This is a genomic window from Microbispora sp. ZYX-F-249 (assembly GCF_039649665.1).
Lineage (GTDB): Bacteria > Actinomycetota > Actinomycetes > Streptosporangiales > Streptosporangiaceae > Microbispora > Microbispora maris.
Genome location: NZ_JBDJAW010000008.1, coordinates 19559 through 40460 on the forward strand (window position 1 = coordinate 19559; position 20902 = coordinate 40460).

The following is a 20902-nucleotide window of genomic DNA, read 5'->3' on the forward strand; positions in this document are numbered from 1 at the left end:
ACGAAAAGCATCTCCCCGAGCGCGCAGAGTGACGAATGCCGACAGACAACTCGTTCACGATCATCGACCAGACCGCCTGGGAGGACCTGGTCGCCCGGTTCGACGGCAGGATGTGGGCGGTCGCCCGGGCGTTCGGGCTGAGCGCCGCCGACGCCGCCGACGCCGTGCAGGGCGCCTGGCTCCGGCTCGTGGAGAACGCGGACGCCATCCGCGACCCCGAGCGGATCGGCGCGTGGCTCGTCACCACCACGAGGCACGAGGCGGCCCGGCTCAGCCGCAAGGCCCGCGGGGAGGTCGCCTCCGACCTGGACGTGGCGGACACGGCGCTCCCCGATCCGACGGCGGCGGTGGTGGACGCCGACTTCGGCAGGCAGGTGTGGCGCAGGCTCGACCTGCTCGGCGAGCCGTGCCGGTCGCTCATCCGCCTCTACGTGCTCCATCCCGAGGCGAGGTACGCCCAGATAGCGGTCCGGCTCGACCTGCCCGTCGGCAGCATCGGCCCCACCCGGGCCCGCTGCATGGCCCGCCTGCGCGCGCTCGTCGAAGAGGAGGAGGCCCGATGAGGGAGGAATACCTGCTGGCCGCCCTGCGCATGGGAGCGGGCGCCGATCCGGTGCCCGAGGGCGTGTCGGCCGCCGCCCGGGCGGTCTTCGGCCTGCGGGTGCCCGGGGGTGTGCCGGCCGGGCCGGTGGACGTCGCCGTGCCCCGGGGGGCCCGCTCCGCGGACGGGACGGCGCAGGCCGGCGTCCGCAGGTTCAGCGCGGACGGCCTGGTCATCGACGTCGAGACGGCCGTCAGCGGCGGGCGGATGGAAGTGGCCGGTCAGGTGTCCCCCGCCCCCGGCCCGGACGCCAGGATCGAGGTGCGCACCCCCCACATCGGCAAGGTCCGCGTGCCCTCCGGCAGTGGTCACTTCGCGGTGGCCGGTCTGCCGCCGGGATGGGTCAGCGTGGTCTGCCACCGGCCCGGCCACGCGCCCGTCTTCACCCGCTGGATCCACGTAGGCCCATGACCCCGTTGGACAGGGCCGAGGCCGCCGTGCGGCTCTCCGGCACCGACCCCCGGCTGGCACTCGCGGAGGCGAGAGCCGTACTGGGCCTCACCGGGCGGCCGGGACCCGCGGGCGCGTACGGCGAGGCGGCCTCGGTGGCGCTGCGCGCGGCCGCGCTCGCGGCCCGCGAACTGGGCGATCTCGAACTCGCCGGGGAGCGGCTGGAGGAGGCGATCGCGGCGGGGAAGGGATTCCCGCGCCGCGTGGCGCAGGCGCGGATGTCGCTCGTCACGATCCGGGCCCAGCTCGGCGACCCGGAGGGCGGGCTGCGCCTCGCCGATCTCGCCGAGCGGGATCTCGCGGGAACGGACCTCGCCAGGCTCGGCGTGCAGCGGTCGGTCGCCCTGATCCTGCTGGGACGGCACGAGGAGGCGGCGCGGCACTGCGACCGGGCGGTCGGCCTGCTGGACGACGATCCCCGCTTCCGGGCTGGCGGGCTGCTGAACCGCGGCCTCGCCCGCACCTACCTCGAACGGTACGGCGAGGCCGAGGCCGACCTCGCCGAATGCGCCCGGGTCGCGAGGTCGGCGGGCCTGGACCACGTCGCGATGCTGGCGGAGGGCAACCTGCCGTTCGTGGCCGCGCGGCGCGGCGACGTCGCCGCCGCCTTCGCGCGGTACCGCGCGGCCGAGGCCACGCTGTTCGGCTACCCGGAACGGCTCGCCGCGATGCGCACGGACTTCGCCGAGGCGCTGGTGGCGGCGCGGCTGCCCGGCGAGGCGCGCACGCTGCTCGAACAGGCCGTCCCGGAGCTGGTGGCGGCCGGGGCGCAGGCGGCGGTCCCCGGTGCGCGGCTGCTGCTCGCCCAGGCCGCGCTCCTCGCCGGGGACGCCACGCCGGCCGAGACGACGGCGCGCACCGCGCTGGCCGAGCTGGACGCGCAGGGCAGGACGGCCTGGCTGCCCCTCGCCAGGGAGGTCGTCCTGCGGGCCCGCCTCGCGCGGGCCGCGGGGGCCGCCCCGCCGGCCGGTCCCGGCGCACGCGACGGCCTGTCCGGCCTGGTCACCGAGCTGATCACCTGCGCCGACGACCTCGCGGCGTGCGGCTGGCCGGCGGCCTCGGCGGCCCTGCGGCTCACCGCCGCCGCTACCGCCGTACGGCTGGGCCTGATCACGCATGCCCGCGCCCAGCTCGACCTCGTCGCGGCCGGCGCCACGCGTCCCCTCGTACGCTGGCACGCGACGGCGATGCGGCACCGTCTGGACGGGGACCTCGACCTGGCCCTGGCGGCCGCGGCCCGGGGCATCGAGGCCGTGCACGACGCCGGGACGCGTGCCCACGACACCGCGGGGGACACCGCTGGAGACGCGGCTTGGAACACCGCTGGGGACGCGGAAGTGCGGGTGCACGCGGCACGGCCGGCCGAGGACCTCGCCGAGTTCGGCCGCGAGGTCGCCCTCGACCGGGCCGGGCGGACGGGAGACGCCCAATCGGTGCTCGAATGGGCCGAGCGGTGCCGGGCGGTGGTGCGCGGCACGGCGGCTCCCACCTTCCGGACGCCCGTCGCCCCGCCCGCGGGGGCAGGGATCCTGGTGGAGCTGGTGCGGCGCGGCGACGACCTGTTCGCCGTCACGGCCGGCCCGGAAGGCTGCGCGCTGCGCGCGCTCGGCTCCTACCAGGCCGCGGTGGAGGCGACCGTGCGCATCCGGTACGGCCTGCGCCGCCGCAATCTGCGCGACGTCCCGGGCGACGCGGACGCCCACGAAGGAGCGGCCGGCGCGGCGGCCGCCCACGAGCTGTCCGCGCTCGACCGCGTTCTCCTGTCCGGCCCCGGCACGCTCGCCTGCGCGGGGAGCCCGCCCGGCGGCCCGGTGACGGTGGTGCCCACCGGAGCGCTGTGCACGCTGCCCTGGCCGCTGCTTCCCTCGCTGCGCGGGCGGCCGGTGTCGGTGGCGGCCGACGCGACCGGGTGGCTCGCCCCGCGCCCCGGCCCGGCCGGCGCCCCTGAGGTGCTGTCGGTCGCGGGACCGGGGCTCGATCACGCCGCCGCCGAGGCCGACATGGTCGCCGCCGTGCACACGCGGGCACGGCGCGTCGGCGCCACCAGGGCGCAGGTGCTCCGCGCGCTGGAGCGGGCCGACGTGCTCCACGTCGCCGCCCACGGGATGTTCACCCCGCGCGGGCCCATGCTGTCGCGGATCACGCTGGACGACGGGCCGCTCATGGCCTACGACCTGCTGACCGCGCGGCGGATCCCCCGCCTCGTCGTGCTGTCGGCCTGCGACGCCGGAATGGCGCACGCCCCGGTGGACGGCGCGGCGCTGGGCCTCGCCGGGGCCTTCCTCGACCGCGCCGCGCACACCGGAGTGGCGGGGTGCGTGGTGGCCGGGGTGGTGCCGGTGCGCGACGACGAGGCTCTGGCGCTCATGACGCTCTTCCACACGCTGCTGGCCGAGGGCCGCTCCCCCGCCGAGGCGCTGGCCCGGGCGTCCGAGAAGACGGCCGTGCCGGGCTTCGTGGGCTTCGGCGCCGGTGACGCGCCCTTCGGCACCGGCTGACCCCCACGCGTCCCGTCCCGGTCGCCGCACGGCATGCCCCCGGCCCACCGGCCAGTACGGCAACCGGTTGCCGGGCGTCCACCCCGGACCGGACGGCGCCGACGGGGCTACGCTGCTGTGCCGTGCAGGAGACGCGCCTCGACACCGCTCGGATCCGGGCGGCTCGCCATCTGATCGACCCGGTCTTCCTCGACACTCCGCTGTACCGCTGCGAGGCGCTGGAGCCCGCCCTCGGGTGCGCGGTGAGCGTCAAGCTCGAAACGGCGAACCCGGTGCGCAGCTTCAAGGGCCGAGGCACCGAGGTGGTCGCGAGCCTGCTCGCGGGGAACGGCTCGCGCGCCGTGGTGTGCGCCAGCGCGGGCAACCTCGGCCAGGCCCTCGCCTGGTCCGGTCGCGGCCGGGGGCTCGACGTCACCGTCGTGGCATCCCGCTTCGCGCCCGCGGCCAAGCTGGAGCGGATCCGCGCGCTCGACGCCAGGCTGGAGCTGGTGGACGGCGACTTCGACGCGGCTCGCGAGCGGGCGGCGGCCATCGCGCGGCACGACGGCGTCCGCCTGGTCGAAGACAGCCTGGACATCGAGACCTGCGAAGGCGCGGCGACGATCGGCCTGGAACTGGTGGACACCGCGCCCTCGTTCGACGCCGTCCTGATCGCGCTCGGCGGCGGGGCACTGGCCACCGGCGTGGGTCATGCGGTGAAGTCCTCGGCGCCGGGAGTGGAGGTGATCTGTGTCCAGCCGCTGGGCGCACCGGCGATGACCCGCTCATGGCGGCGTCGGCGCGTCGTCACCACGGACTCGGCCGACACCATCGCCGACGGCGTCGCCGCCCGGCGTCCCATCCCGGCCGTCCTCGACGACCTCCTCGTGGTCGCCGACGACTGCGTGCTGGTCCGGGAGGCGTCGATCATCGCCGGCATGCGGATGCTCCTCGACCACGCCGGCCTCGTCGTCGAACCGTCGGCCGCGCTCGGCATCGCGGCGATCCTCGAGGACCGCGACCGCTTCGCCGGCCGGCACGTGGTCACCGTCGTGTGCGGCAGCAACGTCGACATGGACGCCTATCGCCGCTGGGTCGGCGCGGCTCCCGCCCACAGGTCCTGACGCCTGACCGCCGGGACCACCACCGCGTGACGCCCGTCAGCCGGTCGCGACCGGCCTGCCGGGGTCGGCGACCCAGTTGGACCACGAGCCGACGTACAGGGCCGCCGGCAGCCCGGCGATCTCCAGCGCGAGCACCTCGTGGGCGGCCGTGACCCCGGACCCGCAGTACGCGCCGGCGGGCACGCCCTCGACCACGCCGAGGCTGTTGAAGCGCTCGCGGAGGAACTCCCTGGCGTGGAACCGCCCGCCGGGCTCGACGTTCCCACCGGTCGGGGCGCTGACCGCGCCGGGGATGTGCCCGGCGACCGGGTCCACCGGCTCCACCTCGCCCCGGTAGCGCTCGGCCGCCCTGGCGTCGAGCAGCACGCCGTCGGCCGCCAGCGCGGCGGCCCCGCCCGCGTCGAGCACCGGCATCCCTCCCGGCCGCGCCGTGAAGTCGCCGGGCCGCACGGGCCCCTCCTCCTTGGTCACCGGCAACCCGGCCCGCGTCCATGCCCGCAGCCCGCCGTCGAGGACGCGCACGTCGCCGTGGCCGAAGTAGCGCAGCGTCCACCAGGCCCTGGCCGCCGCCGTCGAGTCGGCGTCGTCGTAGACGACCACCGGCCGGTCCTGCGACACCCCGAGGCGGCGCATCGCCTCCTGGAACGCCTCCGGCGCGGGCAGCGGATGCCGTCCGGCCGGTCCGGGCGGAGCGGCGAGGTCGGCGTCGAGGTCGCAGAAGACCGCGCCGGGGACGTGGCCCTCGCGGTACGCCTCGATGCCGGGCGGTCCGCCCAGCCGCCACCGGACGTCGAGGATCGCGGCGTCGCCGATCGCGGCGAGCTCCTCAGGAGTGATCAGCGGGCTCATGCCATCTCCTCGCCTTCGGCTCGGTGCCGGACGGTGCCGCAGCCATTGTGCCCTGCGGCGGGCCGGCGCCGGCGCATCCCCGCCGCCGGCGCCCCCGGCGAGATCTCGCGGGACAGGCGTCAGCGGCGGATCTCCGCCAGCGGGACGTTCTGCTCGGCGGGGGTCAGCGAGCCGTGATAGCCGATCATCGACGACTCGACCGGCTCGCCGGCCGAGGCCACGATCACGCACTCGCCGTACGGCACGGCCACCACGTCGCCGACGCGGCCGAGCCACTCGCGGCGGACGCGGCGGCCGAACCAGCCCGCGGCGACGGCCTCCTCGCGGGTGACGACCCACGCACGCCCGCGCAGGGCCTCCCGCCAGGTCTCCAGCACCGCACCCGCCGCGCCGGGTGAGGTGTAGACGTGCCGCACGCGGGCCTCACCGCCCAGCATGAGCACGCCCTCCCGCAGGTCGGGACGCAGGTCCACATCCACCTTGTCGGTGGCGTTGACCATGCCGTGGTCGGCCGTGACGTACAGGACCGCGCCCGGCGGCAGGCCTTCGGCGATGCGCTCGGCCATGCGGTCGGCCACGGCGAGCTGTTCGAGCCACTCCCCGCCGCCCCACCCGTGGAAATGGCCCACGCGGTCGACGTCGCCGTAGTAGACGGTGACGAACCTGGTCTCGCGCAGCGCCTGCCGCGCCGCCTCGACGCGCTCGCCGGGGTTCTCGGCCGCCCGGTGGCGCATCCCCCGGTAGACGGCGCGGGTCAGGCCGGTGCCGTCGAACGAGGCGGGCGCCACGTAGACGGGCTCGACCCCCGCCGCCGCCATGCGTTCGTAGACCGTCGGCGCGGGCTGCCACACGTCCGGGTCGATCGGCGGGCCGGGGGCCGTCCAGCGCAGGCAGTTGAACAGCCGCCCCTCCCCCGGGACGGCCATCTGGATGCCGATCATGCCGTGCTCCCCGGGAGCGGCACCGGTGCCCAGGGTGGCCAGGCTGGTCGGGGTCGAGGAGGGGAAGCCGGCCGTGAGCGTCCCGCGCAGGTGGGCCGACAGGAACGGCGCGGCGCCCGGATGCGCGGCCAGGAGCTCGGCCCCGAGGCCGTCCACGAGGAACAGGCACACCCGGGCGGCCGGTTCCAGCGCCAGTCTCGCGGCGCCCGGCAGCCCGAGGGAGGCGAGCAGCGAGCCCGGCAGATCGGCCAGCGAGGCCGTGCCGTACGCGGGCACGTACGGCACGGGCGCGGCCGGCGGCACCGCGGGAGACGCCGCGGGAGACGCCGCGGGAGACGCCCCCGAGGGCGTCACGGTGGACGTCGCAGGGGGCTGGGGGTCGATCACGTCGCCTCCCGGCGGCTCGAGGAGGGCGGTCAGGAAGTGTGCTCGGGACGTGTCGTCAGGACACCTGGGACGCCGTCTTGGCCGTGGCCTCCGACAGGGCCTTCGCGAACGCCAGCACGTGGGTGACGGCCTCGGGGCCGTCGGCCGCCTCGCTGACCCGGAGGGACAGATCGTCGGCCGTGATCGCGCCGGTGTAGCCGTGGTCGGCCTCGCAGTTCTCGTCGCCGCAGGTCGCCGGTTCGAGATCGACGTGGGAGATCGCGCCCCAGCCGATCGTCAGCGTGACCTCCGTCGGGGGGACGCCCGGCACGTACGACGCGGGGTCGGGCACGACCCTGGTCACGGCCACCGACTGGATGCGGCTGAGCCGCACCGCCTCGGTGGTGGTGGAGGCGTGCGAGGCGGGCATGCCCTCGGCGGGCGGGTGCTCGTCGGTGTGGCAGACCAGCAGCCGGGTGGGCGAAAGGACCAGGACCGTGACGTGCCTGCGCACCTCCATCGCCGGGTCGAACGTGGCCTCGTGATGCACGACGTACGCCGTGACCTGCTCGTTGCCGAGCGCGGAGTCGACGGCGTCGGCCACCAGATCCGGGTAGTAGCCGCTGCGATCTATGGCCTCGCGCAAGCCCGCGGCGGAGACTCGGGTTTCCCTCATGGGTCCATCCTGCCCTGTAAGGGACACCTGTTTCACACCCCGGCGGTACGGGTTTTCCGCCCGGGTCCCGGCGCCGGGCCGATCAGCTCAGCCGCCGGGGGCCGACGTCGGGGCGCAGCGCCGTGACCGGCCGCAGGACGGCCCGCGCCCCCAGCACGGCCACTCCCGTCGCGCTCACCAGGACCTGGTCGAGGTCCATCCGGGCGACCTCGGGCAGGGAGTCGGCCAGCAGCCCCACCCGCACCAGCAGTTCCTCCAGCGCCTCCACGGCCACCGCCTGGTAGCCGTACTCGCCGAACAGCAGCGGCGCGGCGCGGACCGACCGCACCAGCCCGGCCGCGTCCTCCGCGGTGAGCGGCGCCAGGCGGTACGCCTGGTCGCCGAGCAGCCGGGCGGTGACCTCGCCGAGGCCGAACGTGACGACCCCGCCGAAGTAGCGGTCCTGGGTCACGCCGACGACGGTCGGCACCGAGGGCTGCGGCGCCATGCGCTGCACCGCGAGCGGGGTGTCCGGCCCGAGCAGGGCCGCGAGGTCCGCGTACGCCTGCCGGACCCCGGCGGGCTCGGTGAGGCCGATGCGCACGGTGCCGGCGCGGCGGGCGTCCTCGGGGTCGGCCGACTTGACCACGACGGGCCAGCCGATCCGCTCGGCGGTGGCGACCGCCTCCTCGGCGTCGGCCGCGACGTGCGCCGGCCACACCTCGATGCCGTGGCAGGCCAGCAGCGCGGTCGCGTCGATCTCCCGCTCCTCGCCGTCCGATCCCTCCCGGGCCAGCTCGGCGGCGACGATACGCCGCGCCGCCGCCGTGTCGACCCCCTCGACGTACGGGACGGTGCCCGGGGGCTGCCGGCGCCAGTGGGCGTAGCGCACCACGTGGGCCAGCGCGCGGACCGCCTCCTCCGGGGCGGGGTACGACGGGATCGACCCCCGCTGGGGGGACTCGTCGCCGGGGCCGCCCGGCACCCGCAGCTCCGGCGGCATGCCCAGTTGTCCCTGGAAGGTGGCCAGCACCGGCTTCCCCGACTCCCGCGCGGCCTCCAGCAGCGCCTCGGCCACCTCGCGGCAGTCGCCCGGGATCGGCGGCATGTAGATCGCGACGGCGGCGTCCACCTCGGGCAGGACGCTCCGCAGCGCCTCGGCGAACTCGCCCGCCCCCGCCTGGGGGCCGAGGTTGACCGGCGGGCGCGGCTCCAGTCCCGCGCCGGCGCAGGCCTCCTCGGCGAGCAGCGTGAGCGCGTCGGAGTTGCCGACCACGCCCACCCGGGGCCCGTCCGGCAGCGGCTGGTGCGCCAGGAGCTCGGCGACGTCGAACAGCTGCACCAGGTCGTCCACCCGGATGACCCCGGCCTGCGCGAACAGCGAGCTGAGCGCGGTGTCGGGCAGCGCGAGCACCGGCGCGCGGTGCCCGCCGGGGACGCCGCGCGACTTCACCACCACGATCGGCTTGGACCGGGAGATCCGCCGGGCCAGCCGGGTGAACTTGCGCGGGTTCCCGATGGACTCCAGGTACAGCAGGATCACGTCGGTCGCGGGGTCCTCCTCCCAGTACTGGAGGAGGTCGTTGCCGGAGACGTCGGCCCGGTTGCCGGCCGAGACGAACGTCGAGATGCCCATGCCGCGCTGCGCCACCCGCTGCAGCAGGGCGGTGCCGAGCGCGCCCGACTGGCTGAAGAACCCGACCCTCCCCCGCCCCGGCAGGGTCTCCGCGAGCGTCGCGTTGAGCCGTACGGCGGGGTCGGTGTTGGCGATGCCCAGGCAGTTGGGCCCGACGACCCGCATGCCGTACCCCCGGGCGATGCGGACCAGTTCCTCCTGGCGCGCCCGGCCCTCCGGCCCGGTCTCGCCGAACCCGGAGGAGACCACGACCAGGCCCTTCACGCCCTTCCTCGCGCACTCCTCGACCAGTTCGAGCACGCCCTCGGCGGGGACCGCGAGCACGGCGAGATCCACCTCGCCGTCGATCGCGGACACGTTGCGGTAGGCCCGCACGCCGGCCACGGCCCGTACGTGCCGGTGGACGGGGTAGACGGGCCCGGTGAAGTCGGCCGCGAGCAGGTTGCGCAGGACCGTCTGGCCGATTCCACCCGGCTCGCGGCTCGCGCCGATGACCGCCACCGACTCCGGCGTCAGCAGGCGGGCGATCGAGCGCGCCTCGGCGCGATGCTCGCGGGCGAGCCGGACCTCCAGCGCGGTCTCGGTGCTGGACAGGTCGAGCGTCATGCGCACGACGCCGTCCTCGAACTGGCTCTGCGCCGTGTAGCCCGCCTGGCGGAACAGGCCCATCATGCGGTGGTTGCCCGGCAGCACGTCCGCGATGAACGTCTTGATCCCGCGCTCGCGCGCGGCGGCCCGCAGGTGCTCCATGAGCACCGAGGCCACGCCCCTGCCCTGGTGGGCGTCCTCGACGAGGAAGGCCACCTCGGCGTGGTCGCGCGGCTGCACCCGGTCGTACCGCACGACCGCGACCATCTCGGTGCCGATCGTGGCGATGAGGGCGACCCGGTTGTCGTAGTCGACGTTGGTGAACCAGACCACGTCCTTGTCGGTCAGCCGCGGCCGTGGCCCGAAGTAGCGGAAGTAGATCGACTCCGCGGACAGGCGTGAGTAGAACGAGCGCAGCATGTCGGCGTCGTCCGGCCGGATCGGGCGGACGTGCGCGGTGCCGCCGTCCGACAGCACGACGTCCGCCTCCCAGTGGGCGGGGTACTGAGGGTCCACGCAATCGAGGCTAGCGGTGCCTGGCTTGGCCTGGATTGAGAGATTCCTTACGACTGACGGGCCCATCTGGCGAGGCCGCTTATAGGGGATCTACCAGCCCTGACGCGACGAATTGGGCAACGCTTGTGCATCGACTGTTCCCGTCTGTCCGCTCTCCACCCCACGACGCCCCTGGAAGCTGTTAGGTTTCTGGACGTCAGCCTCACAGCACGGAGAGGACGCCGCCCCTCCCAGGGCATGGCTCGCCTCCACTAGCAGTTGGCAAGGTGGTGACATCATGACGCGGGTCGTCGTGGTGGGCGATCTCATGACGGACGCGGTCGCCCGCGCGAAGTTCCCTCTTGCCAGGGCGAGCGACACCCCGGCCGTCGTCACGATGCACGGCGGCGGCTCCGGCGCCAACATCGCCTCCTGGCTCGCCGTGGAGGGGTCGGAGGTGGCCTTCATCGGCCGCCGCGGCGCCGACATCACCGGCCGCAACCGCGACATGGAGCTCATGGGGTACGGCGTGGACGCCCGGCTCGTCATGGACCCCGAGCGGCCGACCGGCACCTGTGTCGTGCTCGTCACGCACAAGGGCGAGCGGACCATGCTGTCCGACCCCGGCGCGAACGCCGCGCTGTCGCCCGAGGACCTGCCGCGCGACCTGTTCACCTCCGGCGCCCACCTCCACATGTCCGGCTACACGCTGATCAACGAGGGGTCGCGCGACGCCGGCCTCGCCGCGCTCGACATGGCCCGGCGCGCCGGCATGTCGATCTCCGTGGACTGCGCCTCCGCCGCCCCGCTGGAGCGGACCGGCGCCGAGCCCTTCCTGGAGTGGACCGACGGCGCGAAGCTGCTGTTCGCCAACGCCGACCAGGCCAAGGTGCTCACCGGCAGGGACGACCCCGCCGCCGCGGCCAAGGTGCTGACCGCCTGGTTCCCCCAGGTCGTGATCAAGCTCAACGCCGAGGGCTCGCTCTGGTACTCCAACAACCGTCCCGAACCGGTCCGGTCGCCCGGCGAGGTCGTCGACCGCGTGGTGGACGGCACCGGCGCCGGTGACGCCTTCACCGCCGGTTTCCTGCCCGTCTGGCTCGACGGCAAGCCGGCCGCCGAGGCGCTGGCGGCGGGCAACGCCCTCGCCGCCAAGTGCATCGCCAACCTGGGCGCCCGCCCCCGGCTCTGACCCTTCACTTCCGTTCGGAAGGGCCGATCCAGAACAGCGCGGTTCAGAACGGGCTGCGCGCGAGCGCGACCGGCCGCGCGGGCCGCACCCGCATCAGCGGCACGAAGGCCAGCAGGAGCAGCGCGGCTCCCAGCGGGATCAGGTCCTTGCTCGCCATCGGGAGCACGGCCTGCACGAGCACCAGCGCCGGGCTCCACCACGGCACCCGGCGGAGTACGGCGAGCCGGGCCACCAGCGTGACCATGCCCACGTAGAACAGCAGCGGCACGACGGTGTAGACGACCGGTTCGACGCCCGGGATCGCCTTGACCGCGTCGAAGTGCGGCCCCATCGCGTCGTGGTCGGCGGACAGGAAGCCGACCACGATGTCGATCGTGAACTGCGCGGCCAGCGCCAGCGCACCGGCGAGACCGGCGGCGTATCCCGCCGTGGCGGTCACCCCGCCGCCGGCCATCGTCCGGAGCCGCCCGAAGATCCACACGAAGAGGACCAACGCCGCCAGGAAGAACAGATGCCCCACGGTCCAGGCCGGGCCGGGTCCCCGGCTGCCGTCGAGACCGTCGATGACGCGGGCGACGCCGTACGCGCCGACCAGGAGCGGTGCCGCAACAAGTGATCTCATGGCGACAAGTGTGGTGATCGGAGCCCGCCCGGGGATGGGGTGATCACCCTGACCTCACCCTGGCCCGACCCGGAGCCGGGTCCCGGCTCGCCGCCCCCCGCGTGTCAGGGGTTCGCCGGCCGGGCCCGCCGGCTCGTCAGCTCGTGACGGCCAGGGCCAGGGGCAGCACCGCGGGCGCCCCGGCGTGACGGACCTGGGCGGCGGCCAGCGCCATCGTCCACCCGGTGTCGACGCGGTCGTCCACCAGCAGCACCGGCCCGCCCGCCGCCGCGATCCTGGCGGCGACGTCACGCGGCATCGCGAGCGTCCCCCGGATCGCCGACACCCGCTGCGCGCTGTTGTGCCTGGCCGCGGGTGGCCCGCTGCGGTAGCCGAGCGTGCCGAGATGCTCCAGCCGGCCGACCTGCGCGAGGCGCTCCGCGAGCGACCCGACCAGGAGCGGCCGCGTGCCGGACGGCAACGCGACCACCGCCACCGGGCGCCGCTCCCACTCCCACGACTTCAGCACCTCGATCACGGCGGCGAACACGTCGTCGGGAACCGGGCCGTCCTCCGCCGCGAACAGCTCGCGCAGCCGGGTGCCCCAGCCGATGTCGGTCAGACGGCCGAGCGCGCGGCCCGGCTCGGCGCCCAGCTCCGGCTTGATCCGCCCCTTCAGGTCCGGCAGGCCGGTGGGCCACTGGCGGCGCGGCTCGATCTCGACGCCCGGGCGCGCGAGGCGCTCGTGCGCGGACCGGACGGCCTCGTCCGGCACCTCGGCGGAACGGTGGGCGCCGGTGCAGTTGTCACACCTGCCGCACGGCGTCGCCGTCTCGTCGTCGAGGTGACGGCGCAGGTACTGCTCCCGGCACTCGGTGGTCGCGATGTATCCGAGCATCGCCTCCTGCTCGGCCCGGCGCTCGGCGCTCACCCGGGCGTAGCGCTCGGCGTCGTAGCTCCACGGCTCTCCGGTGGCCTCCCAGCCGCCCTTGACCCGGCGGACGGCGCCGTCCACGTCGAGCACCTTGAGCATCATCTCCAGCCTGCTCCGGCTGAGGTCGACCCTCGTCTCCAGCGCGGCGGTGGACAGCACTCCCCCCTCGGACAGCGCCTCGAGCGTGGCCCTGACCACGCCTTCGGGCGGGAAGGCGAGCGAGGCGAAGTAGGCCCAGATCTCCCGGTCCTCGGGGCCGGGCAGCAGGATGACCTCGGCCCGCTCGACGCCGCGGCCGGCCCGGCCCACCTGCTGGTAGTACGCCACCGGCGAGGCGGGCGCGCCCACGTGGACGACGAAGCCCAGGTCGGGCTTGTCGAAGCCCATTCCGAGCGCCGAGGTCGCCACCAGCGCCTTGACCCGGTTGCCGAGCAGGTCCTCCTCGGCCGCCAGCCGGTCCGCCGGCTCCGTCTGGCCGGTGTACGCCACGACGGTGTGCCCCTGCTCACGCAGGTATGCGGCGATCTCCTGGGCCGCCGCGACGGTCAGCGTGTAGACGATGCCGGAGCCCGGCAGCTCGTGCAGCGTCCTGGCCAGCCAGGCGAGCCGCTGGTCCGCGCCGCCCAGCCGTACGACGCTCAGGTGGAGGCTCTCGCGCTCCAGCGGGCCGCGCAGGACGAACACCTCGCCGCCGGGCAACTCGTCCCATTCCTGGGTGACGGCGAGTTGCTCGGCGACGTCGCGGGTGACCCGGGCGTTCGCCGTGGCCGTCGTGGCCAGCACGGGGATGCCCGGCGGCAGCTCGGCCAGCAGCGTGCGGAGCCTGCGGTAGTCGGGCCGGAAGTCATGGCCCCAGTCGGAGATGCAGTGGGCCTCGTCGATCACCAGCAGCCCCGCGCTGCCGGCCAGCTCGGGCAGCACGTTGTCGCGGAAGTCGGGGTTGTTCAGCCGCTCGGGGCTGACCAGCAGCACGTCGACCGCGCCCTCGGCGACCTGGCCGTAGACCTTCTCCCACTCCTCGGGGTTGGCGGAGTTGATCGTCTCGGCGTGGATGCCGGCCCGCTCGGCCGCGGCGATCTGGTTGCGCATGAGCGCCAGGAGCGGGGAGACGATGACCGTGGGCCCCTCGCCGAGCTCGCGCAGCAGCGCGGTCGCGATGAAGTAGACGGCCGACTTTCCCCAGCCGGTGCGCTGCACCACCAGCGCGCGCCTGCGGTCCATGACCAGGGCCTTGATCGCGGCCCACTGGTCGTCGCGCAGCCGCGCGTGATCGCCGGCGAGCGCCCGCAGCCGGGCCTCGGCCTCTTCCCGCAGCGTCACCTCTTCTTCGCTCACCCGCCCATTGGTACCAGGTCCGGCCGACCGTTTCCGCCGCGACGGCGAAGCGGCCGGACCGACCCGGACGGGCGACGTGGTTGGATGTCTCCCGTTATGGACGTGACCACCTGGTATCTCGAACAGACCAGCCCCGCCGACCTGCGGCCGGGACGGCCGCCCGCGCTCCCCGCGCAGGTCGTCCGCGCGGAGGTGCCCAGCCCGGAGTTCAGCCGCTTCCTCTACACCGCGGTGGGCGGCGACTGGCAGTGGACCAACCGGCTGCCCTGGACCTGGAAGCAGTGGAAGGACTGGCTCGACCGGCCGGGCGTCGAGACCTGGGTGGCCTGGGTGCGCGGCACCCCGGCCGGGTACGCCGAACTGGGAGCCCAGGACGGCGGCACGGTCGAGATCGTCAACTTCGGGCTGCTGCCGTACGCGATCGGGCAGGGCCTCGGCGGGTGGCTGCTGGGCGAGGCCACGGCCCGCGCCTGGGACCTCGCCGAGCGCTGGCCGGGGCGGGAGACCACCCGGCGGGTCTGGGTGCACACCTGCTCGCTCGACGGACCGGCGGCACTGGCGAACTACAAGGCACGTGGCTTCCGGATCTACGACGAGAAGCTCAACGTCCCGGGTGACGAGGACGAGGGTGAGACGCCCGGCCCCTGGCCCGGCGCCGGCCCCCGCGACTGACCGTCCCGGGGCCGCCTCCCGGGGCCGCCTCCCGGGGCCGCCTTCCGGGGCCGCAAGGGCTGTCCCGTCGGGGAAGCCGGGACGGCGGGCGCGGGCCCGGCGATATGGTGTGAGTCGCGAACAGGCTGAACTCTCGGCAGAATGTTCGAGACGCACCACCGACGTTGACCTTCCCCGGCTCCGACGGGCCGGGGCCCGGCTCCTCGACACGCAGGAAACCACGACATGGCCCGACGCACGACGACACCCCCGCCGGACGAGGACTTCGAGGAGCGGATCGTCGACATCGACGTCTCCGCGGAGATGCGGACGAGCTTCCTTGAGTACGCCTATTCGGTGATCTACCAGCGCGCGCTGCCCGACGCGCGCGACGGTCTCAAGCCCGTCCAGCGCCGCATCCTCTACTCCATGAGCGAGATGGGCCTGCGGCCCGACCGCGGGCACGTCAAGTCCTCCCGCGTCGTCGGCGAGGTGATGGGCAAGCTCCACCCGCACGGCGACTCGGCCATCTACGACGCGCTCGTACGGCTCGCGCAGCCGTTCTCGATGCGCCTGCCTCTGGTGGACGGACACGGCAACTTCGGCTCTCCCGACGACCTGCCCGCCGCGATGCGGTACACCGAGGCCCGTCTCGCCCCGGCCGCCATGCTCATGGTGCAGTCGATCGACGAGGACACCGTCGACTTCAAGCCCAACTACGACGGCCAGGAGACCGAGCCGTCGGTCATGCCGTCGGCGTTCCCCAACCTGCTGGTCAACGGCGCCTCCGGCATCGCGGTCGGCATGGCCACCAACATGGCCCCGCACAACCTCGGCGAGGTCATCGCCGCGGCCCGCTACCTGATCAGGAAGCCGGCCGCCACACTCGACGAGCTCATGCGTTTCGTCCCCGGCCCCGACCTGCCGACCGGCGGCACGATCATCGGCCTGGGCGGCGTCAGGGACGCGTACGAGACCGGCCGCGGCACCTTCAAGATGCGGGCCAAGGCCACGATCGAGCAGGTCACCCCGCGCCGCAAGGGCATCGTCGTCACCGAGCTGCCCTTCAACGTGGGTCCCGAGCGGGTGGTCACCAAGATCAAGGAGCTGGTGAACGCCAAGAAGCTCACCGGCATCGCCGACCTCAAGGACCTGACCGACCGGCACAAGGGCCTGCGCCTGGTCGTCGAGGTCAAGAACGGCTTCAACCCCGAGGCCGTGCTGGAGGAGCTCTACCGGCTGACGCCGATGGAGGAGACCTTCGGCATCAACAACGTCGCCCTCGTCGACGGCCAGCCGCGCACGCTCGGCCTGCGCGAGCTGCTGTCGGTCTACGTGGACCACCGGCTCGACGTCGTGCGCAGGCGCTCGGCGTACCGGCTGCGCAAGCGCGAGGAACGGCTTCACCTCGTCGACGGCCTCATCATCGCGCTGCTCAACATCGACCAGGTCATCCGGGTCATCCGGAACTCGGACGACACCGCGCAGGCCCGCGCGCGGCTCATGGAGACCTTCGAGCTGAGCGAGATCCAGGCCAACTACATCCTCGACACCCCGCTGCGCCGCCTGACCCGCTACGACAAGCTGGAGCTCGACCGGGAGAAGGAGCAGCTCCAGGCCGACATCGCCGAGCTGAACGAGATCCTCGGCTCGGAGGACCGGCTGCGCAAGGTCGTGTCGTCCGAGCTGGCCGAGGTGGCCAAGACCTACGGCACGCCGCGGCGCACGGTCCTGCTCGAGTCGTCGGAGGCCGCCAGGAGCGCCGTCGTGCCGCTGGAGGTGCCCGACGACCCCTGCCTGGTGCTGCTGTCGTCCACCGGCCTGCTGGCCCGTACGACCGACGCCACGCCGATCTCCGGCGAGGGTGAGCGCACGGCGCACGACGTGCTCGTGTCGGTGGTCCGCTCGACCGTACGCGGCGAGGTCGGCGTGGTGACTTCCAAGGGCCGGTTGATCCGGGTCTCGGTGCTCGACCTGCCCGCGCTGCCGCCCTCGGCCAACCCGCCCACGCTGGCGGGCGGGCACCCGGTGTCGGAGCACGTCTCGCTCGAACCGGGCGAGAAGGTCGTCGGCCTGGGCTCGCTCGACCCGGACGGGCCGGGTCTCGCGCTCGGCACCAGCCAGGGTGTGGTCAAGCGGGTCGTGCCCGAATATCCCGTCAACCGCGACGAGTTCGAGGTGATCGGCCTGCGGGACGGCGACGTGGTGGTCGGCGCCGTCGAGCTGACCTCCGCCGACCACGACCTGGTCTTCATCACCAGCGACGCGCAGCTGCTGCGCTTCCCCGCCTCCGTCGTACGGCCTCAGGGACGCCCGGCCGGCGGCATGGCCGGCGTGCGTCTCGACGGCGACGCGAAGGTGGTCTTCTTCGGCGTGGTCGATCCGGCCCGCGAGGCGCGTGTGGTGACGGTCGCCGGCTCCTCCACCGCCCTGCCCGGCACCCAGATGGGCGCGGGCAAGGTCTCCGACTACGCCGACTTCCCGCCGAAGGGCCGGGCGACCGGCGGCGTCCGTGCCCAGCGCTTCCTGAAGGGCGAGGACGTCCTGCTGCTCGCCTACGCCGGTCCGGCCCCGGTGAAGGCCGTCTCCTCGACCGGAAAGCCGGTGCCGCTGCCGGAGGAGCTGGGCCGCCGCGACGGCTCGGGCGTGCGCCTCGTGCACGCCATCGCCGCGATCGGCGGCGCGCTCGGCGCGGACGGCGACGACGAGGCCGCCGCGACCGAGGGCGGCATGGCCACCACCGGCGACACCGGCGGCGAAGAACCGGTCTCTTGACGCGCTCCCCGGCCCGGAGGCCGGAGCACTGCGGACGAATTCGGTAGCCGTCACGGAGTCCGCCCGCCGCCCGCGGCGGGCGGACTCCGCGTCAGATGACGGCGGGGCCGCCCCGGAAGGACGAGCGGTACGCCTGCGGCGTGGTCCCCACGACCCGCTTGAACCGCTCCCTGAACGCGGTCGGCGACCCGAACCCGGCCTGCGCCGCGATGCGTTCGACGCCGTGATCACTGTTCTCCAGCAGGTACTGCGCCCGCCGCACCCGGGCCCGCAGCAGCCACTGCAGCGGAGTGGTGCCGGTCTGCTGCCGGAAGCGCCGGCTGAAGGTGCGCTCGCTCATCCCGCCCCGGGCCGCCATCTCCGCCAGGGTGAGGTCGCGGCCGAGGTTGTCCTCGATCCACGCAAGCACCGGCTCCAGCAGTGAGCCGCCGGGCACCGGCGGATGCTCGTGGACGATGAACTGGGCCTGGCCACCCTCCCGTTCGAGGGGCATGACCGACAGGCGGGCGGCGTCGGCCGCGACGGCCGAGCCGTGGTCGCGCCTGATCATGTGCAGGCACAGGTCGAGTCCGGCCGCCGCGCCCGCGGAGGTGAGCACCTGCCCGTTGTCGACGTACAGCACGTCCGGCCGCACGTCCACCGACGGGAACCGCCGGGCCAGCTCGGGCGCCGCCGCCCAGTGGGTGGTCGCCCGCAGACCGTCCAGCAGCCCGGCCGCCGCGAGCGTGAACGCGCCCACGCAGATCGAGGCGAGGCGGGTGCCCCGCGCGGCCGCCTCGCGCAGCGCCTCCAGGGCCTCGGCCGGGGGCGGCCCGGCCCGCTCCGAGCAGCCGGGCACGATGACCGTGTCGGCGTGCGCCAGCGCGTCCACGCCGTACGGCACGCGCAGGGCGAACGCCTCGGTCGCCACTTCGGGGGCGGGCCCGCACACCCGCACCCGGTACGGCCTGCGGCCGTCCGGCAGGCGGGTGCGGCCGAACACCTCGATGGGGGTCGCCAGGTCGAACGGCACGACATGGTCCAGCGCCAGGATCGCCACGGTGTGCACGATCGCCACCATAGACGGAATCCCGCCAGCGGAGACACCTGTGCTTTCGGGTGGACGACCTGATCGCAGGAGTTGGCGGGAATCCGTCGATCTTTGTCGTTCTCGCCGCTGGGACCGGCGACGGCCGCACTCCTACGGTTGGTGACCGGCACACCGACGACGAGGAGACATGCCGATGCACGCGCAGTTCGTGCCGCGATCGACGCCCGTCCGCGCACGCCGACCACTGATCGGAGCGCGCGCACGATGACCGCGTTCTTCCTGGCCGTCCACGTCCTCGCCGCGATCCTGGCGATCGGCCCGGTCGCCGTGGCGGCGAGCATGTTCCCCGCCGCCGCACGGCGTGCGGCGGACCGGAACACAGCCGAGCGGAACACAGCCGGCCGGAACACGGCGGACCGGAACACACCCGACCGGAACACACAGGCCGGCGGCCTGGCGGTGCTCCGCGTCCTGCAGCGCGTCTGCCGTGTCTACGCCGTCGCGGGCCTGGCCGTGCCGGTTTTCGGCTTCGCCACGGCGAGCGCCCTCGGCGTGCTCGGCGACGCCTGGGTCGTCGCGTCCGTCGCGCTCACCGGCGCAGCGGCCGCGATCCTGGCCCTGGCGGTCCTGCCCGGACAGGAGGCCGTCCTCGCCCGGCTCACCGCCGGGAATCCCTTGTCCGCCGGGGCCGGGGTGGCGAGGCTCGCGACGCTGACCGGCGTCTTCAACCTGCTGTGGGCGGCCGTCACGGTGCTGATGATCGTCCGTCCCGGCTCGACCACGGGAGTCTGACCATGTCCCGCCCTCGAGCCGCCCTGCGTACCGCTGCCGCCGTCGAGCTGGGATCCCTGGCCATCCTCCTGGTCAACCTGGCCACCACCCACCTGCCGCCCGTGTCCTCGCTCGTCGGCCCCCTCCACGGCTGCGCGTACCTGTTCGTCGTCGTGGCCACCGCCCGCGACGCGGGATGCGACCCGGCCGGCAAGGCGCTGGCCTGGCTGCCGGGGATCGGCGGCCTTCTCGTCCTGCGGCGCCTCACACGAACGCCCCGGGGGAAGGCCGCCTCCGATCTCCCGCGGTGAGGCGTCAGGCCGACGAGGCGCACAGGCAGAACGGGTGTCCCGCCGGGTCGAGGTAGACGGTCCACCCATGCCCCGCGCCGGGCTGGTGCTCATGCCTGACCGCGCCCAGGGCCAGCGCCTCCTTCTCCGCCCTGACCGGGTCGTCCACGACGAGGTCCAGGTGGAACTGCTGCGAGTGCCCGGCGTCCGGCCACGCGGGCGGCCTGTGGCCGGGCACCCGCTGGAAGGACAGACGGCCCTGGTCGTCCCCGGTGAGGGTGACCCAGTCCTCCTCCTCGCTCGTGACCTTCCAGCCCAGCAGCCCGGCGTAGAAGGCGGCCAGGGCCTTGGGGTCCGGGCAGTCGAGCACCACCGAGTACATGCGTGCGACACCGCTCATGGGGTGACCTCTCTCCAAGGGAACAACACCACTGAAAACCTTATACCGGTGTCGCGCCGGGCAGCCAGCCGACACGGTGGCGAAATCCCCACCCCCGCGGGGATCGGCGAAAGGTCATCGGGCAACATCTGTGACATGACCGCTGCCTTCGACGATCTACTCGCCGCGAACGAGAAGTACGCGAGCACGTTCACCCACTCCGGACTCAGCGGCCGCGCCGCGCGCGGACTCGCCGTGGTGACGTGCATGGACTCCCGCATCGACCCCCTCGGCCTGCTCGGCCTGACCGCCGGCGACGCGAAGATCCTGCGCAACGCCGGCGCCCGGGTGACCGACGACGTCCTGCGTACTCTCGTCCTCGCCGTCTACCTGCTCGGCGTCGACCGCGTGCTGGTGATGCCGCACACCGACTGCCGGATGTCCAAGTCGACAGACGAAGACGTGCACAACCTCATCGCCGCCGAGTACGGCGTCGACACCCGGAGCCTGGAGTTCCAGACGGTCCCCGACCAGCGGGCCACGCTGCGGCACGACATCACCCGCATCAAGTCCAGCCCCTACCTGCCGGCTGACCTCGTCGTGGGCGGCGCGCTGTACGACGTGCACACGGGACGGCTCCAGCCCGTCGAGCTCTGATCCACGCCCCCGTACGGCGGGCCGCCCCCGCGGGCCTGCCGTACGGGGCGTCCGGGGGCGTCCGGGGGCGTCCGGGGGACCGGCGCGCGTCTCGGGCGGCGGGAC

18 protein-coding genes are annotated in these 20902 nt (G+C 74.3%); 10 read left to right on the forward strand and 8 right to left on the reverse strand.

Translation table 11 applies throughout. The features are described from left to right. Window positions 1-35: 35 nt before the first annotated feature. From AAH991_RS12230 to AAH991_RS12245, 4 genes are all read left to right on the forward strand, one after another. On the forward strand, window positions 36-563 hold the full coding sequence (locus tag AAH991_RS12230; protein WP_346225894.1) for an RNA polymerase sigma factor: 528 nt from the start codon (window positions 36-38) through the stop codon (window positions 561-563). Beyond that, window positions 560-1012 (forward strand): hypothetical protein, encoded by a 453-nt coding sequence (locus tag AAH991_RS12235; protein WP_346225895.1) that lies wholly within the window; start codon window positions 560-562, stop codon window positions 1010-1012. Before AAH991_RS12230 ends, AAH991_RS12235 begins: the two co-directional genes overlap by 4 nt. Beyond that, the gene (locus AAH991_RS12240; protein ID WP_346225896.1) at window positions 1009-3549 is read left to right on the forward strand and encodes a CHAT domain-containing protein; all 2541 of its coding nucleotides are present in this window, start codon (window positions 1009-1011) and stop codon (window positions 3547-3549) included. Before AAH991_RS12235 ends, AAH991_RS12240 begins: the two co-directional genes overlap by 4 nt. A gap of 122 nt (window positions 3550-3671) precedes the next feature. Then, complete coding sequence (locus AAH991_RS12245) at window positions 3672-4652, forward strand: threonine ammonia-lyase (protein WP_346225897.1); 981 nt, start codon at window positions 3672-3674, stop codon at window positions 4650-4652. A gap of 36 nt (window positions 4653-4688) precedes the next feature. Here the strand turns inward: AAH991_RS12245 and AAH991_RS12250 are convergent, their stop codons facing one another. The 4 genes from AAH991_RS12250 to AAH991_RS12265 all read right to left on the reverse strand — a co-directional run bounded on the left by AAH991_RS12250 (window position 4689) and on the right by AAH991_RS12265 (window position 10203). After that, window positions 4689-5501: a sulfurtransferase gene (locus tag AAH991_RS12250; protein ID WP_346225898.1), complete on the reverse strand. Its 813-nt coding sequence runs from the start codon at window positions 5499-5501 to the stop codon at window positions 4689-4691. Between the two features lie 119 nt (window positions 5502-5620). Further along, window positions 5621-6829, reverse strand: a complete 1209-nt coding sequence (locus AAH991_RS12255) for an alkaline phosphatase family protein (RefSeq protein ID WP_428833979.1) — start codon at window positions 6827-6829, stop codon at window positions 5621-5623. A 55-nt stretch (window positions 6830-6884) separates the two neighbouring features. Then, entirely contained in the window at window positions 6885-7484 is a 600-nt protein-coding gene (locus tag AAH991_RS12260) for a DUF5998 family protein (protein ID WP_346225899.1), read from the reverse strand. 82 nt (window positions 7485-7566) lie between these two features. Next, the gene (locus AAH991_RS12265; protein ID WP_346225900.1) at window positions 7567-10203 is read right to left on the reverse strand and encodes a bifunctional acetate--CoA ligase family protein/GNAT family N-acetyltransferase; all 2637 of its coding nucleotides are present in this window, start codon (window positions 10201-10203) and stop codon (window positions 7567-7569) included. A 277-nt stretch (window positions 10204-10480) separates the two neighbouring features. Between AAH991_RS12265 and AAH991_RS12270 the strand changes: the two genes are divergently transcribed. Then, window positions 10481-11374: a carbohydrate kinase family protein gene (locus AAH991_RS12270; RefSeq protein ID WP_346225901.1), complete on the forward strand. Its 894-nt coding sequence runs from the start codon at window positions 10481-10483 to the stop codon at window positions 11372-11374. Window positions 11375-11417: 43 nt separating this feature from the next. Here AAH991_RS12270 and AAH991_RS12275 read toward each other — a convergent pair whose 3' ends face one another. Both AAH991_RS12275 and AAH991_RS12280 read right to left on the reverse strand, forming a co-directional pair. Further along, complete coding sequence (locus AAH991_RS12275; RefSeq protein WP_346225902.1) at window positions 11418-11996, reverse strand: hypothetical protein; 579 nt, start codon at window positions 11994-11996, stop codon at window positions 11418-11420. 136 nt (window positions 11997-12132) lie between these two features. Next, window positions 12133-14244, reverse strand: a complete 2112-nt coding sequence (locus AAH991_RS12280; RefSeq protein WP_346225903.1) for a RecQ family ATP-dependent DNA helicase — start codon at window positions 14242-14244, stop codon at window positions 12133-12135. A gap of 96 nt (window positions 14245-14340) precedes the next feature. Between AAH991_RS12280 and AAH991_RS12285 the strand changes: the two genes are divergently transcribed. Next, window positions 14341-14916, forward strand: coding sequence for a GNAT family N-acetyltransferase (locus tag AAH991_RS12285; protein ID WP_346226076.1), 576 nt, complete (start codon window positions 14341-14343; stop codon window positions 14914-14916). A 225-nt stretch (window positions 14917-15141) separates the two neighbouring features. Next, a complete protein-coding gene (locus AAH991_RS12290; RefSeq protein WP_346225904.1) occupies window positions 15142-17670 on the forward strand; it encodes a DNA gyrase/topoisomerase IV subunit A in 2529 nt (842 codons plus the stop codon). A 91-nt stretch (window positions 17671-17761) separates the two neighbouring features. Here AAH991_RS12290 and AAH991_RS12295 read toward each other — a convergent pair whose 3' ends face one another. Further along, on the reverse strand, window positions 17762-18718 hold the full coding sequence (locus AAH991_RS12295; RefSeq protein ID WP_428833981.1) for a GlxA family transcriptional regulator: 957 nt from the start codon (window positions 18716-18718) through the stop codon (window positions 17762-17764). A gap of 246 nt (window positions 18719-18964) precedes the next feature. Between AAH991_RS12295 and AAH991_RS12300 the strand changes: the two genes are divergently transcribed. Further along, entirely contained in the window at window positions 18965-19492 is a 528-nt protein-coding gene (locus AAH991_RS12300; RefSeq protein WP_346225906.1) for a hypothetical protein, read from the forward strand. Between the two features lie 2 nt (window positions 19493-19494). After that, window positions 19495-19782: a hypothetical protein gene (locus AAH991_RS12305; protein WP_346225907.1), complete on the forward strand. Its 288-nt coding sequence runs from the start codon at window positions 19495-19497 to the stop codon at window positions 19780-19782. Window positions 19783-19786: 4 nt separating this feature from the next. On the opposite strand, the gene AAH991_RS12310 is transcribed toward AAH991_RS12305, so the two are convergent. Next, window positions 19787-20161, reverse strand: a complete 375-nt coding sequence (locus AAH991_RS12310) for a VOC family protein (RefSeq protein ID WP_346225908.1) — start codon at window positions 20159-20161, stop codon at window positions 19787-19789. A 135-nt stretch (window positions 20162-20296) separates the two neighbouring features. Here AAH991_RS12310 and AAH991_RS12315 point away from each other — a divergent pair, with 135 nt between their 5' ends. Further along, window positions 20297-20797, forward strand: a complete 501-nt coding sequence (locus AAH991_RS12315) for a beta-class carbonic anhydrase (RefSeq protein ID WP_346225909.1) — start codon at window positions 20297-20299, stop codon at window positions 20795-20797. Window positions 20798-20902: the final 105 nt, after the last annotated feature.

Coding starts and splice junctions, on each gene's coding strand:
- AAH991_RS12230 (WP_346225894.1), top strand. CDS start 36: ATGCCGACAGACAACTCGTTCACGATCATCGACCAGACCGCCTGGGAG.
- AAH991_RS12235 (WP_346225895.1), top strand. CDS start 560: ATGAGGGAGGAATACCTGCTGGCCGCCCTGCGCATGGGAGCGGGCGCC.
- AAH991_RS12240 (WP_346225896.1), top strand. CDS start 1,009: ATGACCCCGTTGGACAGGGCCGAGGCCGCCGTGCGGCTCTCCGGCACC.
- AAH991_RS12250 (WP_346225898.1), bottom strand. CDS start 5,501: ATGAGCCCGCTGATCACTCCTGAGGAGCTCGCCGCGATCGGCGACGCC.
- AAH991_RS12260 (WP_346225899.1), bottom strand. CDS start 7,484: ATGAGGGAAACCCGAGTCTCCGCCGCGGGCTTGCGCGAGGCCATAGAT.
- AAH991_RS12270 (WP_346225901.1), top strand. CDS start 10,481: ATGACGCGGGTCGTCGTGGTGGGCGATCTCATGACGGACGCGGTCGCC.
- AAH991_RS12275 (WP_346225902.1), bottom strand. CDS start 11,996: ATGAGATCACTTGTTGCGGCACCGCTCCTGGTCGGCGCGTACGGCGTC.
- AAH991_RS12285 (WP_346226076.1), top strand. CDS start 14,341: ATGGACGTGACCACCTGGTATCTCGAACAGACCAGCCCCGCCGACCTG.
- AAH991_RS12290 (WP_346225904.1), top strand. CDS start 15,142: ATGGCCCGACGCACGACGACACCCCCGCCGGACGAGGACTTCGAGGAG.
- AAH991_RS12300 (WP_346225906.1), top strand. CDS start 18,965: ATGACCGCGTTCTTCCTGGCCGTCCACGTCCTCGCCGCGATCCTGGCG.
- AAH991_RS12305 (WP_346225907.1), top strand. CDS start 19,495: ATGTCCCGCCCTCGAGCCGCCCTGCGTACCGCTGCCGCCGTCGAGCTG.
- AAH991_RS12310 (WP_346225908.1), bottom strand. CDS start 20,161: ATGAGCGGTGTCGCACGCATGTACTCGGTGGTGCTCGACTGCCCGGAC.
- AAH991_RS12315 (WP_346225909.1), top strand. CDS start 20,297: ATGACCGCTGCCTTCGACGATCTACTCGCCGCGAACGAGAAGTACGCG.